Annotated in this window: 13 protein-coding genes and 1 pseudogene; 8 read left to right on the forward strand and 6 right to left on the reverse strand. The window is 61.1% G+C overall.

Going from position 1 to position 13,261, the window contains the following annotated elements:
* Positions 1–2 precede the first annotated feature (2 nt).
* On the forward strand, positions 3–1,775 hold the full coding sequence (gene asnB, locus DRW39_RS05605) for an asparagine synthase (glutamine-hydrolyzing) (RefSeq protein WP_116106033.1): 1,773 nt from the start codon (positions 3–5) through the stop codon (positions 1,773–1,775).
* Between the two features lie 5 nt (positions 1,776–1,780).
* The gene (locus DRW39_RS05610) at positions 1,781–2,740 is read left to right on the forward strand and encodes a hypothetical protein (protein ID WP_116106034.1); all 960 of its coding nucleotides are present in this window, start codon (positions 1,781–1,783) and stop codon (positions 2,738–2,740) included.
* Here DRW39_RS05610 and DRW39_RS05615 read toward each other — a convergent pair.
* Together DRW39_RS05615 and DRW39_RS05620 are read right to left on the reverse strand one after the other, a co-directional pair.
* Entirely contained in the window at positions 2,679–3,443 is a 765-nt protein-coding gene (locus tag DRW39_RS05615) for a glutamate--tRNA ligase family protein (protein ID WP_116106035.1), read from the reverse strand. The genes DRW39_RS05610 and DRW39_RS05615 overlap by 62 nt on opposite strands.
* Positions 3,444–3,583: 140 nt before the next feature.
* Positions 3,584–4,507 (reverse strand): Gfo/Idh/MocA family protein, encoded by a 924-nt coding sequence (locus tag DRW39_RS05620; protein WP_116106036.1) that lies wholly within the window; start codon positions 4,505–4,507, stop codon positions 3,584–3,586.
* A 226-nt stretch (positions 4,508–4,733) separates the two neighbouring features.
* Between DRW39_RS05620 and DRW39_RS05625 the strand changes: the two genes are divergently transcribed.
* Positions 4,734–5,273, forward strand: a complete 540-nt coding sequence (locus DRW39_RS05625) for a hypothetical protein (protein ID WP_116106037.1) — start codon at positions 4,734–4,736, stop codon at positions 5,271–5,273.
* A gap of 62 nt (positions 5,274–5,335) precedes the next feature.
* Entirely contained in the window at positions 5,336–6,763 is a 1,428-nt protein-coding gene (locus tag DRW39_RS05630; protein ID WP_116106038.1) for an amidohydrolase, read from the forward strand.
* A 12-nt stretch (positions 6,764–6,775) separates the two neighbouring features.
* On the opposite strand, the gene DRW39_RS05635 is transcribed toward DRW39_RS05630, so the two are convergent.
* The 3 genes and pseudogenes from DRW39_RS05635 to DRW39_RS22870 form a co-directional block, all read right to left on the reverse strand.
* Positions 6,776–8,191 carry a cellulase family glycosylhydrolase gene (locus tag DRW39_RS05635; RefSeq protein WP_157975947.1) on the reverse strand — a complete coding sequence of 472 codons (1,416 nt, stop codon included), beginning with the start codon at positions 8,189–8,191 and terminating at the stop codon, positions 6,776–6,778.
* 93 nt (positions 8,192–8,284) lie between these two features.
* Positions 8,285–8,482 carry a hypothetical protein gene (locus DRW39_RS22600; RefSeq protein ID WP_232830073.1) on the reverse strand — a complete coding sequence of 66 codons (198 nt, stop codon included), beginning with the start codon at positions 8,480–8,482 and terminating at the stop codon, positions 8,285–8,287.
* 167 nt (positions 8,483–8,649) lie between these two features.
* Positions 8,650–8,802, reverse strand: a pseudogene (locus tag DRW39_RS22870) (glycosyl hydrolase family 28-related protein); the annotation flags it as partial.
* Between the two features lie 110 nt (positions 8,803–8,912).
* Here DRW39_RS22870 and DRW39_RS05645 point away from each other — a divergent pair.
* Positions 8,913–9,341 carry a hypothetical protein gene (locus DRW39_RS05645; RefSeq protein WP_116106041.1) on the forward strand — a complete coding sequence of 143 codons (429 nt, stop codon included), beginning with the start codon at positions 8,913–8,915 and terminating at the stop codon, positions 9,339–9,341.
* Positions 9,342–9,369: 28 nt separating this feature from the next.
* Here the strand turns inward: DRW39_RS05645 and DRW39_RS05650 are convergent, their stop codons facing one another.
* A complete protein-coding gene (locus tag DRW39_RS05650) occupies positions 9,370–9,987 on the reverse strand; it encodes a hypothetical protein (RefSeq protein ID WP_157975948.1) in 618 nt (205 codons plus the stop codon).
* A gap of 285 nt (positions 9,988–10,272) precedes the next feature.
* Between DRW39_RS05650 and DRW39_RS05655 the strand changes: the two genes are divergently transcribed.
* Genes DRW39_RS05655 through DRW39_RS05665 form a run of 3 tightly spaced genes read left to right on the forward strand, consistent with a single transcriptional unit; the run spans position 10,273 to position 13,259 of the window.
* The gene (locus DRW39_RS05655; protein ID WP_198664798.1) at positions 10,273–11,520 is read left to right on the forward strand and encodes a Gfo/Idh/MocA family protein; all 1,248 of its coding nucleotides are present in this window, start codon (positions 10,273–10,275) and stop codon (positions 11,518–11,520) included.
* A 29-nt stretch (positions 11,521–11,549) separates the two neighbouring features.
* Positions 11,550–11,969, forward strand: a complete 420-nt coding sequence (locus DRW39_RS05660) for a hypothetical protein (protein WP_116106043.1) — start codon at positions 11,550–11,552, stop codon at positions 11,967–11,969.
* Positions 11,970–11,987: 18 nt separating this feature from the next.
* The gene (locus tag DRW39_RS05665; protein ID WP_116106044.1) at positions 11,988–13,259 is read left to right on the forward strand and encodes a metal-dependent hydrolase family protein; all 1,272 of its coding nucleotides are present in this window, start codon (positions 11,988–11,990) and stop codon (positions 13,257–13,259) included.
* Positions 13,260–13,261: the final 2 nt, after the last annotated feature.

A 13,261-nucleotide genomic window follows, 5' to 3' on the forward strand; every position in this document is an offset into this window, starting at 1 on the left:
TTATGTGTGGAATCATCGGCCAGCTAAACTTTGCGGGTACCGTCGATCGCGACCTCTTCGATACGATGCGGGACACGCTGATCCACCGTGGCCCCGACGGATACGGAACCGAGATACGAAGCGAGGGGCAACTGGCCCTGGGGCACCGCCGACTGTCGATCCTAGACCTCAGCGAGCGGGGCCACCAGCCGATGGCTAACGAAGACGGCAGTATCTGGATCACCTTCAACGGCGAGATATACAATTACGCCCCCCTACGCCAGGAGTTACGGAGCCGGGGGCATGTCTTCCGCTCCACTTCCGACACCGAAGTCCTGGTGCACGGATACGAAGAATGGGGCCTCGATGCCCTCCTGGCCCGCATCAAGGGCATGTTCGCCTTCGGGCTCTGGGACGAGAACCGCCGCAAGCTCTTCGTCGTCCGCGACCGCTTCGGTATCAAGCCCCTGGTGTACCACGCCGCTGGCAACCGCTTCGTCTTCGCTTCCGAGATCAAGGCCGTCACCCGCGATCCGGCCTTCCGCAAGGAGATCAGGCAGGATGCGCTGGCGGACTTCTTTATCTATTCCTACATCCCCCACCCGCATACCGTCTACGAGGGATTACATAAGCTGCGGCCGGCTCACTACCTGGAAGTGGATGCCGATACCGCCGCCCAGCGGATGGTGCGCTACTGGGAGCTCAAGGAAGAGATCCGGCCGATGCCCTACGCCGCGGCCTCCGAGCGGATGAACGAATTGTTATGCCAATCCGTGCGGGAACACCTGGTCAGCGACGTACCCGTAGGCCTGTTTCTAAGTGGTGGCTACGACAGCTCGTCGGTGCTCATGCACATGCACGACCTGAAGCAGGAAGTGGACGCTTTCTCCCTCGGCTTTGCCGGCAGCGACCGGAGCGAACACCTCCCGGCGGCCGATATCGCCGCGGCCTTCGATGCCCGCCACCACGTCCGGCTGCTGGACTACGAAGACAATGTCTTCCCCCTGATCGAGCGCCTGGTTCGTCACTACGACGAGCCCTTCGCCGTCAGCAGCCAACTGACTTACCACTACATCGCGGAATACGCCGCCCGCACCCACAAGGTCGTCCTGGGGGGCGACGGGGGCGACGAACTCCTGGCCGGCTACCACTGGTACCCCCAGATGAACCGGTGGCGTCCGGGGCCCCGCAGCATTCTCCGTGCCGCGCGCGGTAACGGGAGCCTGAAGACCCAACGACTGGAAGAATATGCCCGCGAGCAGACCGGCGTCTACCACTACCTGCGGGGCAGGGGAATCATCGCACCCGAATGGATGGACCGGATGCAGGACCGCGCCTACGATTATTTCGCACGGCATTACGGGCAGTCGCCGGACAAGATCAAATCCTGGCAGCGCCTGGACATGGACACCTTCATGCTCGATAACTGCCTGCAGCGCGCCGACTCTTCCAGCATGCTGCACTCCCTGGAAGTACGCGTCCCCTTTCTCGACCACGAACTGTTCGAATTCGTCTACTCCTTGCCGACGGAAACCTATTTCGACCCCAACCGAAATAAAAAGATGCTGTACGATAAGCTCCGCGGCCGACTGCCGGCCAGCGTGCTGAACCGCCGCAAGCAGGGCTTCGGTTTCCAGCACCGGGATGCCCTGAAGGGGCCGGCCTTCGCCGATTTCGTGAACGGCGGGGAATTACAAAAATTAGGGCTGCTCTCCCGGCCGGTGGACCTCCAACGCCTCACCGGCGAGGAGGCCTATCACCTCGTCTTCCTGGAGCAGTGGCTACGAATCAACTGACCGACATGACCGACCATCAGTGGACCGAAAATACCTTTTGGGTGATCCGCAGCGCCGGAGAACGTACCGTGGAAGCCTGCGCGGACCTTATCCGTGCTTTCGTGCCGGAGCACCGAATCGTCATCGTCGAGGAGCGACCCTTTGCCGCGGCAATCGCCAAGACCTACCGCCTGGCGGCCGCGAGCGGGTGCAAGTGGACCTTCTGCATCGATGCGGATGTACTGGTTCATGCGGAGGGCTTCCGGCAGCTGTACGAAGTGGCGGAGTCCGTGCACGACACGATTTGGTACGTGCAGGGCCTTACGGTCGACAAGTTCATCCCCATCATCCGCACCGCCGGAAACGGCATCTACCGCAGCTGGGTGGCGGGCATGGCCATCTCGGAGATCCCGGAGGACGGCACTACCCTGCGTCCCGAGGCGACGACCATCGACCGCATGATCGACCGCGGCTACCAGGCTTACCGCACCCCGATCGTGGTGGGTATCCACGACTTTGAGCAGCACTATCACGACATCGCCCGCAAAACCTTCCTGCACTACCACAAGCACCAGAACGTGCGCCCCGAAATGCAGGGTTACTGGCGCAACGAGCAGGAGTCCGACGCCGATTTTAAAGCCGCCCTACTGGGGGCCAAACTCGGCGAAGACTACAAAGACAATCTGCTGATCGACCGGGAATTTAAACGGCAGGAGATCGCCGCCGGCCTGGAGCGTATGGAGCTCGCCCCCAAGCCCCCCCTCCCCGCCGGTTCCATCACAACCGATTACGTCACCAACTTTCTGGCCGCCTACCAGCCGGACCCGGTCATCCAGCGGAAGAAATATCCGGAATACACCGAGTACATTCTACGTTGGCCCCTGGCTACCCCGGAAAGGCGGTTCCTGAACAGCCTGCGCCGGCTCAAGCGTCGTCTGCTGCGCGCAGCCAGGCTCGCGCCTCCGAAAAAAAAGCGGCTGGGGTAAGCCCCGAGTCCCTAACGGCCGCGGCCCCCTGGCTCTTCGAAAGTTTCTGGCCGTTCACGCACATTAAGGGGTGGTGAACGAAGCGAATGCGTTCCCGCAGCGGCGGATAGCCCAGCAGATCGCTCAGCATCGCCTGGGCGGCTGTACTGTCCCGCAGGTCCTCCCCCCGCGCGCATTCGGTAATGCCGTAGTGAAAGTCATCCACGGTACACGCCAGCTGGTAGCTGGGCCGCCCGTCTTTCTTCCGTACGGCAAACCATGCCATAGTCTGGTGTAGGGCCGTTCCACGGGTATCGACCCGCCACGCTACCCCTGCCCGGTCGAAGGCAATATGTCCGCGCAGGCACCCGTGTACGTGTTCCCCCTCCGCCAGCTCCTTCCGCGAGCAGGGGCAGGCAAATATTTGCGTCGGAGCGCAGGTAAGGAGCTGATCCAGAGCCGTTTTGTACATCGGCATCCGATGGTCCTGGCTCCAGTGCCGTTCGAAATCCTCGGCGTCCTTCGGCCCGTGGGTCCACTCGATCCCAAGCCAGTGTAGTACGTCGAATACATCCTCCAGGTACTCCCGCCGGAATCGCTGTCGGTCCAGGTCATCAATACGCAGCAGCAGCGATCCACCCTCGGCCAGCAGCGCATTGGCCGCGAAGTTGGCCGCGTTGCCGACGTGCAGATAGCCGGAGGGGGTGGGCGCTATTCGGTGCATGTGACGAAGGTACGGAGGGCTGGTTGGGTACTGGGTACTGGGTGCTGGGTACTGGGTGCTGGGTGCTTCTCACTTGAGCCTGTCCGTGAAGTCTCGGCTAGAAAGCTATCGACCTTGGTACAAAGCGGCAATCGGTGCCCCTACCCGTCATCCAACGCCCCCAGCACTTCTTCGCAGATGCGGTGACTCTCCAAAACGCCATCCAGGTAGTTGGCGGGGGGGGGCTGACCGCGCACCACGCGGAGCCAGTGGTCGATCATGGCGACGAAGCCCCGCTTTTCGAGAGTGGGCGTCCAGTTGCCGAAGCCGAGGTGCTCGGTGCGGTCTTTATGGTAGTGGTAGCCTTCGTGGAGTTCGACAATTTCCCATTTGTGCCCGGCGGTATAATACTCGACCCGCTCTTCGGTGCGTCCGCTGACGCGATTCATGCCGCCGGTAACCAGGCACTCCCCCTGCCGCCAGCGTACCTGCACGCTGGCCAGCAAGTCGCCGCGCATCCGGGTATGTACCCGGAGTTCCTCCACCGGTCCGCGACCGAGTACCCGGAGGCTATCGACCACGTGAATGAAGTCGTCGTAAACGAAGGATCGCGGTTCCCCCGCCATATCTACCCGGTTCTTATGCCAGTTGAGCTGGATGGCCGCGTCCTTGCCGAGCAGCGAATGAATGAGGGGAGCGTACCGTCGGTTGAACCCTACGAACAACGGCGTTCGCTTCCTCCGCGCGAGGTTGATGAGCTTCTTGGAGGCCACGAGTGAATCGCAGAGCGGTTTATCCACGAAAACCGGTATCCCCTCCTCCAGGAGCGATGCCACAATACCCGCGTGGGCCGAAGTCGCCGCGTGCACCATGGCGGCGTCGGGCCGGTGCTTGACCAGATCATTCACCGAAGTGTACGTTTCCTCGACGCGGTACTGCTTCGCCAATCGGGTGAGCGTCGCTTCGTCGCGCGTACACAGGATCGGCTTTACCCCGCCCCGCGAGGTCATCAGGGGTAAGTAGGCCTTTTCCGCGATGTCGCCGAGGCCTACCAGGGCGATTCGTAAGTGGGGTGTATCCGGCATGTACCGGGCAAGATAGAAATTACCCGCGCTGGGAGTAAGCCTGTTTTACCTGCGCTCCGCCGCGAAAACCGACTTTAACGTAAACGCAACCCTCCGTTTGTTGTCTGATCCAAACTTTTAACCGATATTTGGGTTGGATTTATACTTCTCGGATATTTCCGGTGAAGCGAGACACTATAGAAACGACACGATGAATTTTACACGGATTGTCCGCTTTTGCGGATTAATGCTGCTGGTATTTTGCCTGCACCCCACTTCCCTATTTTCCCAATCTGATTTTCCCGGACGCCTCGAGGCTGACCTGGACGCATTGTCCATCGCCCGCAGTGGTTATGCCGTGCGCGTTGGTTACCAGCACCGCCACCTGCGCCTGGGGGTAACGACCTTCAACCACGAGCAACCCAGCCTGGTGATCGCGGAACGGAACGTCAACGTCCGTACCTCGGGCATCGGATTCGGGGCCGATTATTTCCTGCGCCCCGCCCGCGGACTGTTCGCCGGCCTGCACGCCGCCTTTCACGAGGAGGAATTGAGCCGCGCTACCAACGAAGATACCGCCACGCAAAAGACCGTGGAAACCAGCCTGCAAGCCGGCTATCGCTGGGCCTTCGGCCGCGAGGAGGAGGGTATGCGGGGCCTCTATCTGGAAATGGTCATCGGCGTAGCTACCCGCCCCGGAGCCCAATCGGTCAGCCTGGGATCGGACAGCTACACGGCCAAGAGCGTTTGCGTGCAGCCCGGGCTACGTATGGGCTACCGGTTCTAGCCGGGCACTTTCTTATCTGCGGGTTTAGGGGTACTTTTCAGGCTTACCCAAAAGCCTCAAGAATGAAAAACCTCTACCTGGGATTCGTAATGGTCCTGGCCGCTTCCGCCCTGGCCGCCCAAGATCACGCGGCGGTGTTGCAAGACATCGACCGGCAGGCCGACGACTACTTCGCCGTAGCCAAACAGATCTGGGATTTTGCCGAAGTCGGCTACCAGGAGGAGGAAAGCTCCGCGCTGCTCCAGCAATTGCTGAAGGACGAAGGCTTCACCATCGAGGCCGGCGTGGCCGATATTCCCACCGCCTTCACCGCCACCTACGGCAACGGCGGGCCGACCATCGGCATCCTCGGGGAGTTCGACGCCCTGCCGGGCATCACCCAGACGGCCAGCGCCACGCGGGAAGAACGGAATGACGTAGAGGCCGGCCACGCCTGCGGGCACCACCTCTTCGGTACCGGATCGGCCGCCGCGGCCATTGCCGTGAAGAACTGGCTACAGGAAAACGAAATGGAGGGGACCATCCGCTTCTACGGCACGCCCGCCGAGGAGGGGGGCGCCGGGAAGGTGTACATGGTCCGGGCCGGCCTGTTCGACGGCGTGGATGCCGTCATTCACTGGCACCCGTCCGACGGGAACTCCGCCGATGCGGCTTCTTCCCTGTCTAACAAGTCGGCCAAATTCCGCTTCCACGGGATATCCGCCCACGCCTCCGCCGCCCCCCAGAACGGCCGCTCGGCGCTCGACGGCGTGGAAGCCATGAACGTGATGGTCAACATGCTCCGCGAACACATGGAAATGGAATCGCGGATCCACTACGTCATCACCCGCGGCGGCGAAGCACCCAATGTTATTCCCGATTTCGCCGAAGTCTTCTACTACGTCCGCCACCCCGAAATGGCTGAAGTGAACAAGCTCTTCGAACGGGTGGTCAATGCCGCGGAGGGAGCCGCCCTCGGTACCGGTACGACCATGGACTACGAAGTCATCCACGGGGCCTATAACCTCCTGCCCAACGTAACCCTCGGGGAGGTTATGCACGCCAATCTGGAGCAGGTCGGCGGCGTCGAATACGATGCCGGGGAGCGGGCATTCGCCGAATCGATCGCGGGAACCTTCGAAAATGCGAAGGCCGACCCGGCTTCCGCCGCGGAGGTCGAACCCTTCCAGGTCATCCGCCGGGGGACGGGCGGCTCTACCGACGTTGGCGACGTCAGTTGGGCGGTTCCGACCGTCGGACTGCGTACCGCTACCTGGGTGCCCGGCACCTCTGCCCACAGCTGGCAGGCCATCGCGGCGGGCGGCATGAGCATCGGTAAAAAAGGAATGGTTGTAGCCGCCAAAACCATGACCCTCACCGCCATCGATCTCTTCAGCCGGCCCGAACTGCTCGAAAAGGCGCAGGCGGAGTTGGACGAGCAACGCGGCAGCGACTTCGTCTACAAAGCCATGTTGGGCGACCGAGAGCCGCCGCTGGACTACCGGAATTGATCACGGCAGCCGCTACTGCTTGATCAGGGGTATGGACTGCCGACCCCGCTCGCCGTTCAGAAGTACGATGTACGTGCCCCGAGGGTAGGTTTCGCCGATCATCACGGTAGCGCTTCCGGTACGGTAAGCTGCGACGGGCATTTCCCGACCGTATATATCCAGCACCCGTAGATCCCGGACCGCCTCCGGCCGGCCGATGGTCAACTGCGTGGTACCGGAGAAAGGGTTGGCCCCGGTAAGGATTCCATAGTCTGCTATCTGGTTAGTCGGCACGAAGGGATTCGCGGACAGAAGGTCGGCGGTCAACGCGTCGACTGCTCCCTGGTCTACGCTGGCACCCGTGGTCCGGTCGAATAGGGCGAAGCCGTTATCACCGGCCCAGCCGTTGTCCCAGTAGACAGGCACAATGCCGTTTTCCCGGGCTTCGCTTACGATGTAGTCCAGGTAGTACGCCCGGGAGGCCAGGTGATCCGCCCGTTCCTGACCGGTGAGGGATGACCGCCTGACAACCCCGAATTCGCCGAGGATGACCGGCACCCCTTCGTCGACCCATTCCGCCTTAACGCGGGCGAAGAGATCGTCATGGTAATCCTCCTGCCCCCAGTCGCATACGTCACCTTCCGCCCAGGGGGTGCCCCAAACCGTACAGGCCTCGCTGATATTCGGGTTAAGCGTATAATTGTAGGGGTCATAGGAGTGCACTTCCACGAAGAGCCGGTCGGCAACGACGTCGGTAGGTAGCGTAAAGTGCTCCAGCCCGTGCCAGATATTGGTGTTATAGGTCTGCACGATCAGGCTACGGTCCAGGTTATTACCGCCCGTGGCCCGCACGGCATCTACGAAAGTTTGGAGGTAGGATTGCTGGACTTCGATGTATTCGTCTGTAGGGTTGTTGTAGTCGGCACGGACTTCATTGGTGCCGGCAAACAGCAGGTGCTCGTCATAATCCGCGAAGTAGTTGGCTATCTGGGTCCAGTAAGCTTTTTGCTTAGCGTTTACCGATTCCTGATCGGCGTAGAAAGGTTTCTCTTCCAGCCATCCGCCGTCCCAGTGGCTGTTGAGAATAACGTACATCTCATTCGCCCGGCCATAGTCTACGACTTCCTTGACGCGGGCCAGCCAGGCGGGATCAATAACGAGCGTATTCGGGTCGGCGTAACTGTTCCAGGCCGTCGGAATGCGGAGCACGTTGAATCCGGCGGCGGCTACGGAATCGATGAGTCGTTTGGTAGTCGCTGGATTTCCCCAATCCGTTTCACCGGTTGGGACTTCCAGGGAGTTGCCTAAATTCCATCCAACGGTCATGTCCGCTGACAGCTCGGCGGCCGTCGGGCCGGACTGAGCAAAAAGGGTCGCGGAAGGAAGCAGGAAGATCATCAAAACCAGTACGCCGCACGGAGTACGGAGCAGGGGGTAAAATTTTTGCATGGTCGGAATGGGTTTTTTGGGTGGGGCCAAATAGCCGGAATTCAAAGTAGGAATTTTAATTTCTACGCTAGATATCTGCCTATTGACGACCCGCTACCGAATATTGACCTCCCCCACTCCGTCCGTGTCGAGCCAGGGGCGGGCATCCCTTTCCTCCGTCGTGACCGTGCAGTCGATGAAATCGATCCGGTCGGTGTGCCGCACGAAGAAACCGTGGGCACCGGTATTGCCGAATTTGTTGCCCTCCGGGTAGTTGCCATCGTACTCCATGACCTCCCGGTTACCTTCCATGATTCCGCCACGGACGTTGAGGTCGATGTTCTCCAGGGTGACATGCTGGATATTATGGCCCGGTATGCCGGTGATGATGGAGGGAAACTGCTGGGTGAAGTCGTCCCCCCGGATGTTCCGAAAACGGATATTCGAAATGCTGCCGATCCGGGGCTGCCGGCCGCACAGGCGTCGATCGCCCGCTGGATAGCATCACGGTCATTGGTCACCCCGTCGCCCTTGGCCCCGAAGTCGTACACATCGTAGACCGCCGGCGGCTGCTGCCCCGCAAGCACCGACAACCAACAACTGAAAATTACAAAGAACCGGATTCTCCTCATGCTCCCAAGCTACTCATTCCCCCAACGTTAACCGGGCGGCGGAGCGCAGGTAATCCGCACACCCCCGGCCGCAAAGTCGTTAATCTGTAGCAACCACGGAACAGCAACATATGAAACCATCCTACTATCTTCTCTTCCTATGTTTCGCCTGCAATGAGACGACCACCCCGGCAGCAGAAGATGAAGTCGGGGAGTCCGCCTCCTGCTATACCTACGCCGGCCAGGGGGATACGGTAAAGCTGTCTTTGACCGATCCACAGGGAAATACCCGGGGCACCCTCGATTACGCCCTGGCCGAGAAAGACCGAAACACCGGCACCCTGGAGGGCGCGTGGAGCGGAGACACCCTGTTTGCCACCTACACCTTTCGGTCGGAAGGCCAGGTAAGCGACCGCGAAGTGGCCTTTCTCCGCAGGGGGGACCGCCTGGTCGAAGGCTACGGCCCCGTAACTGCCGACGGGACCGCATTCGCGTCCCGCGATAGCCTGGAATTTACCGGACAGATGCCGCTCGAAGTAACCGAGTGCACCAATGATTGATCACGCCGTCCACCGGGGCAGTAAGGCGCTACCCGCCCGGCTGTAGTCCTTTCATCATCTCGTCGTGGTCCTCGTAGGGCAGGTCCGTGAACACTATATCCCGGATGGAGAGGCGTTGGTAATCCGAATGGCCGGACAGGGTGCTACCCGCGGCGATTTCAAGCTTATCCAGGTCGGCCGATCCGGATAGGGTTTCTTCGGTTGGGGTCAGGGTGCCGGACACTTGGTTCTCCGGTTGGGTAGTAAGCTTATTGGGGTTCCAATTGTACTTCGCGGTTTTGGTCTCTCCGTCGACGACCGGGTAGAGGTTCACGATCGCCATTTCTATCTCCTGCTTCGTGATATTGAAGTGGAGCTGGATCTTTTCCGGTTTTTCCGTCCGGTCGTTCTCGAAGGTGACGTAGGCGTAGCGGTCGCCGGTCTTTTTGAAGGTGTTGGTAAAGGCGGTAGCCTCGGTATAGGACCAGGGCTCCCCGTTGATCGTACACAGCACATTGCCGTTGGTCGGCTCGACGGCGGATGCCGCGACCGGGGTGGTTTCTTCCGCTTCGGTGGCGACTACGGCTTCACCCGTTTTCGGGTCGGGTGCGCTGCAGCTGGTCAGCATCAGGACAAGCAGCGCAAGAGGAGTCAGCAAATAACGCATAGTGCTTTGGTTAATAAGTGAGGGACTTACTCCTTAATGACCCCGCACCGGCCATCGTTACGGACTGCTGAACACATCAATTTTGGCGGCGGGGCGCAGGTATAAAGCCTATTGGGAAAAGCAGGAAATCCACAAGCGATGAGCCTGGTAAGCTGGGCGATACAGAGGACAAGTCGGGATGATCTTGACCCGGTAGCCGGCCTAGGTGCGGCGCATGGTTTCGGAACCGAATCTCGCTTTTTCGAGTTACGGGAATGATTGCATTAGACCCACAACCAAGACCCAATGAACGACACATCCACCCCACGCCTCCACCGCCGCGATTTCGTCAAAACCGGTGGCGGACTACTGGCCCTGTCCACCCTGCCCCTGCTATCGGGCTCGGCATCGGCCCAGACACCCGCCCGCACCGCCGGTGCCACCGGACCCATCGTGGAAGGATTTCCGCCCGCCGAACTGGTGGGCCGCCCCATGCCCAAAGGACTCGAACTCGGCCTGCCCCCGGAGGAGCGTATCGGCTTCGCGATCGTGGGCCTCGGCGACTATGCCGCCAATATCATCATCCCCCACCTCGGGGATACCAAGAAGTGTAAGCTAACGGCCCTGGTATCCGGTAACGAGGAAAAGCGGGCGAAAATCGCCGCTACCTACGGCATTAGCGACGAGCACCTCTACAGCTACGAGACCTTCGACGAGATTGCCGATGATCCGGAGGTCGACGTAGTGTACATCATCACCCCAAATGTCTTTCACCGGGAACTGACCGAACGCGCCTTCGCGGCGGGCAAGCACGTCCTCTGCGAAAAGCCCTTGGCCGTCACCGCCGAGGATTGCCAGGCCATGATCGACGCCGGCAAGCAAGCCGGTAAGAAGCTGATGATCGGCTACCGGGCCCAGTACGACCCCTACAACCTCATGGCGATCGACCTGATAAAAGAAGGACGTATCGGTACCCCGTCCCTGATCGTAGCCGACCACCACCGCCTTTTACCCTTGGAAGAACCCAGGAATCAATGGCGCGCCAAAAAGGATGTCGCCGGCGGGGGTAGTCTGTACGACATCGGTATTTACTCCCTGAACGGCGCCCGCTACCTAATGGGCGAGGAACCCGTATCGGTGAGCGCGCGCTACCATGAGGGATCGGGCCGGCCGGAAATCGACGTCGAGGAGGGAATCGAGTGGCGCCTGGTCTTCCCTGGCGGAGCGGTGGCCAACTGTTCCTCGAGCTACCTCACGACCAATAACAAACGCATCCACGTGCAGGGCGATAAGGGGGAGATCACCCTCGACCCGGCCACCGACTACTTCGTCCGCAACCTGAAGGTCACCGACCGGAGCGAGTCGAAACACCAAATCGAGGAGGTAGCCATCTCGGATTCCAATCAGTTCGTCCCGATGCTGGATGAGATGGCCGCTTCGGTAATCGAAAACCGGGAACCGAAGACGCCCGGGGAAGAAGGCTTGCGCGACGTACGGATCATGCAGGCGATTTACCGGGCCGCCGATTCGGGGGAGGAGGTGGAGCTCGGGTAGCTGCGCAAAGCTTGGTATTTTTAGGCCCTATGCCGCTACCTCCCGCTACCGTCCGCTTCTTCGATCGCTACGCCGCCTACTTTACGGCCGCCGACAGCCTGCAGATAGCCGCCATGTACGACTTCCACGCCACCCTGTACTCGGCCACGGGGGACGCGGTGGTGCTGGACCGGCCGGCCTTCCTGCGCAACTGCGAGCTGGTATTCCGCAGCTACGACGAGCTGGGCGTCCGGCAGATCACCCACCGCCTGATCGGGGAAAGCCCCATCAACGGGGTGATCCGGCTGGTCGAAATGGAATGGATCTTCTGGAACGAAGCCGGGGAGCGGATGACCGACTTCCGGACCCGCTACATCGTGCGTGACTTCAACGGCCACCTGATCATTCTCGGGGTGGTGGAAGTCAACGAGACCGAACGCCTGGAGCAACTCGCCAGCGAGGAGGAATAGGCGGATTATCTTGGCGGTATGCGCTCGACCCCTTTCCTGCTTACTTCCGTACTTTTTCTTCTTTCCCTCGTGCTATCCGCCCAGGACGCCGAATGCACCCTGATCACCGCCCGCCACGTATTCGACGGCAGCGAATTACACGAAAACCGGGCCGTACTCGTCCGGGGTGACACCATCGCCGCCGTCGGAACGGCCTCGGAGCTGGGAGGGGATGGCTGTAAGGTGGTCGACTACCCCGACGGAACCCTGATGCCCGGAATGATTGAGGGACACGCCCACCTGTTGCTTCACCCCTACAACGAGGTCGGTTGGAACGAACAGGTGCTCAATGAGTCCTACGCCGAGCGGGCCATCCGCGGCGGGGTTCACGCCGGACGAACCCTGCGCGCGGGCTTCACCACCGTACGCGACCTCGGATCGGAGGGGGCTGGTTACGTGGACGTGGGGCTCAAGCAAACCATCGAGAAGGGCGTCATTCCCGGTCCACGCCTGATCGTGGCCGGCAAGGCCATCGTAGCCTCGGGAAGCTACGGACCGAAGGGATTCCGGGAGGGCGTCGAGGTTCCCCTCGGAGCCGAGGAAGCCGACGGCCACGACGACATCATCCGGGTAGTCCGCGACCAGATCGGCCACGGTGCCGACCTTATCAAAGTGTACGCCGACTACCGCTGGGGACCGAACGGGGAAGCCATGCCGACCTTCACCCAGGACGAGCTGGATCTAATCGTGGAAGTAGCCAACAGCAGCGGCCGGCCGGTCGTGGCTCACGCCGCGACGGCGGAGGGCATGCGGCGGGCCACCCTGGCCGGCGTCGCCACCATCGAGCACGGTGACGGCGGCACCCCCGAAGTATTTGAGCTGATGGCCGAACGGGGCGTAGCCCTCTGCCCTACCCTGGCGGCCGGCGACGCCATCCTACAGTACCGCGGGTGGCGAAAGGGAAGGGACCCCGAGCCCGAGCGGATCCGGGAGAAGCGTGCCTCCTTCGCCGCCGCCCTCGCGGCCGGCGTGACTATCGTGGCGGGTGGTGACGTCGGGGTGTTCTCACACGGCGATAATGTCCGTGAGTTGGAGATGATGGTGGACTACGGGATGGAGCCGGAAGCGGTACTCCGGTCGGTCACCTCCGGCAATGCGCAGGTGATGGGACTATCCGAGCGAATCGGTCAGATCAGGGCCGGGCTGCTGGCCGATCTGGTGGTGGTGAGCGGCAACCCGCTGGAGGCCATGTCCCGGTTGCGGGAGGTGCAGTGGGTGATGCTCGGAGGAAAGGAAGTCGACTTGGAGTAGGC

It is taken from the genome of Lewinella sp. IMCC34191, from assembly GCF_003390935.1.
In the GTDB taxonomy this organism is placed as follows: Bacteria; Bacteroidota; Bacteroidia; order Chitinophagales; family Saprospiraceae; genus Neolewinella.

Coding starts and splice junctions, on each gene's coding strand:
- DRW39_RS05635 (WP_157975947.1), bottom strand. CDS start 8,191: ATGCAAAAATTTTACCCCCTGCTCCGTACTCCGTGCGGCGTACTGGTT.
- DRW39_RS05650 (WP_157975948.1), bottom strand. CDS start 9,987: ATGCGTTATTTGCTGACTCCTCTTGCGCTGCTTGTCCTGATGCTGACC.
- DRW39_RS22600 (WP_232830073.1), bottom strand. CDS start 8,482: ATGGAAGGTAACCGGGAGGTCATGGAGTACGATGGCAACTACCCGGAG.
- DRW39_RS05655 (WP_198664798.1), top strand. CDS start 10,273: ATGAACGACACATCCACCCCACGCCTCCACCGCCGCGATTTCGTCAAA.
- DRW39_RS05660 (WP_116106043.1), top strand. CDS start 11,550: ATGCCGCTACCTCCCGCTACCGTCCGCTTCTTCGATCGCTACGCCGCC.
- DRW39_RS05610 (WP_116106034.1), top strand. CDS start 1,781: ATGACCGACCATCAGTGGACCGAAAATACCTTTTGGGTGATCCGCAGC.
- DRW39_RS05615 (WP_116106035.1), bottom strand. CDS start 3,443: ATGCACCGAATAGCGCCCACCCCCTCCGGCTATCTGCACGTCGGCAAC.
- DRW39_RS05665 (WP_116106044.1), top strand. CDS start 11,988: ATGCGCTCGACCCCTTTCCTGCTTACTTCCGTACTTTTTCTTCTTTCC.
- DRW39_RS05645 (WP_116106041.1), top strand. CDS start 8,913: ATGAAACCATCCTACTATCTTCTCTTCCTATGTTTCGCCTGCAATGAG.
- DRW39_RS05620 (WP_116106036.1), bottom strand. CDS start 4,507: ATGCCGGATACACCCCACTTACGAATCGCCCTGGTAGGCCTCGGCGAC.
- DRW39_RS05625 (WP_116106037.1), top strand. CDS start 4,734: ATGCTGCTGGTATTTTGCCTGCACCCCACTTCCCTATTTTCCCAATCT.
- asnB (WP_116106033.1), top strand. CDS start 3: ATGTGTGGAATCATCGGCCAGCTAAACTTTGCGGGTACCGTCGATCGC.
- DRW39_RS05630 (WP_116106038.1), top strand. CDS start 5,336: ATGAAAAACCTCTACCTGGGATTCGTAATGGTCCTGGCCGCTTCCGCC.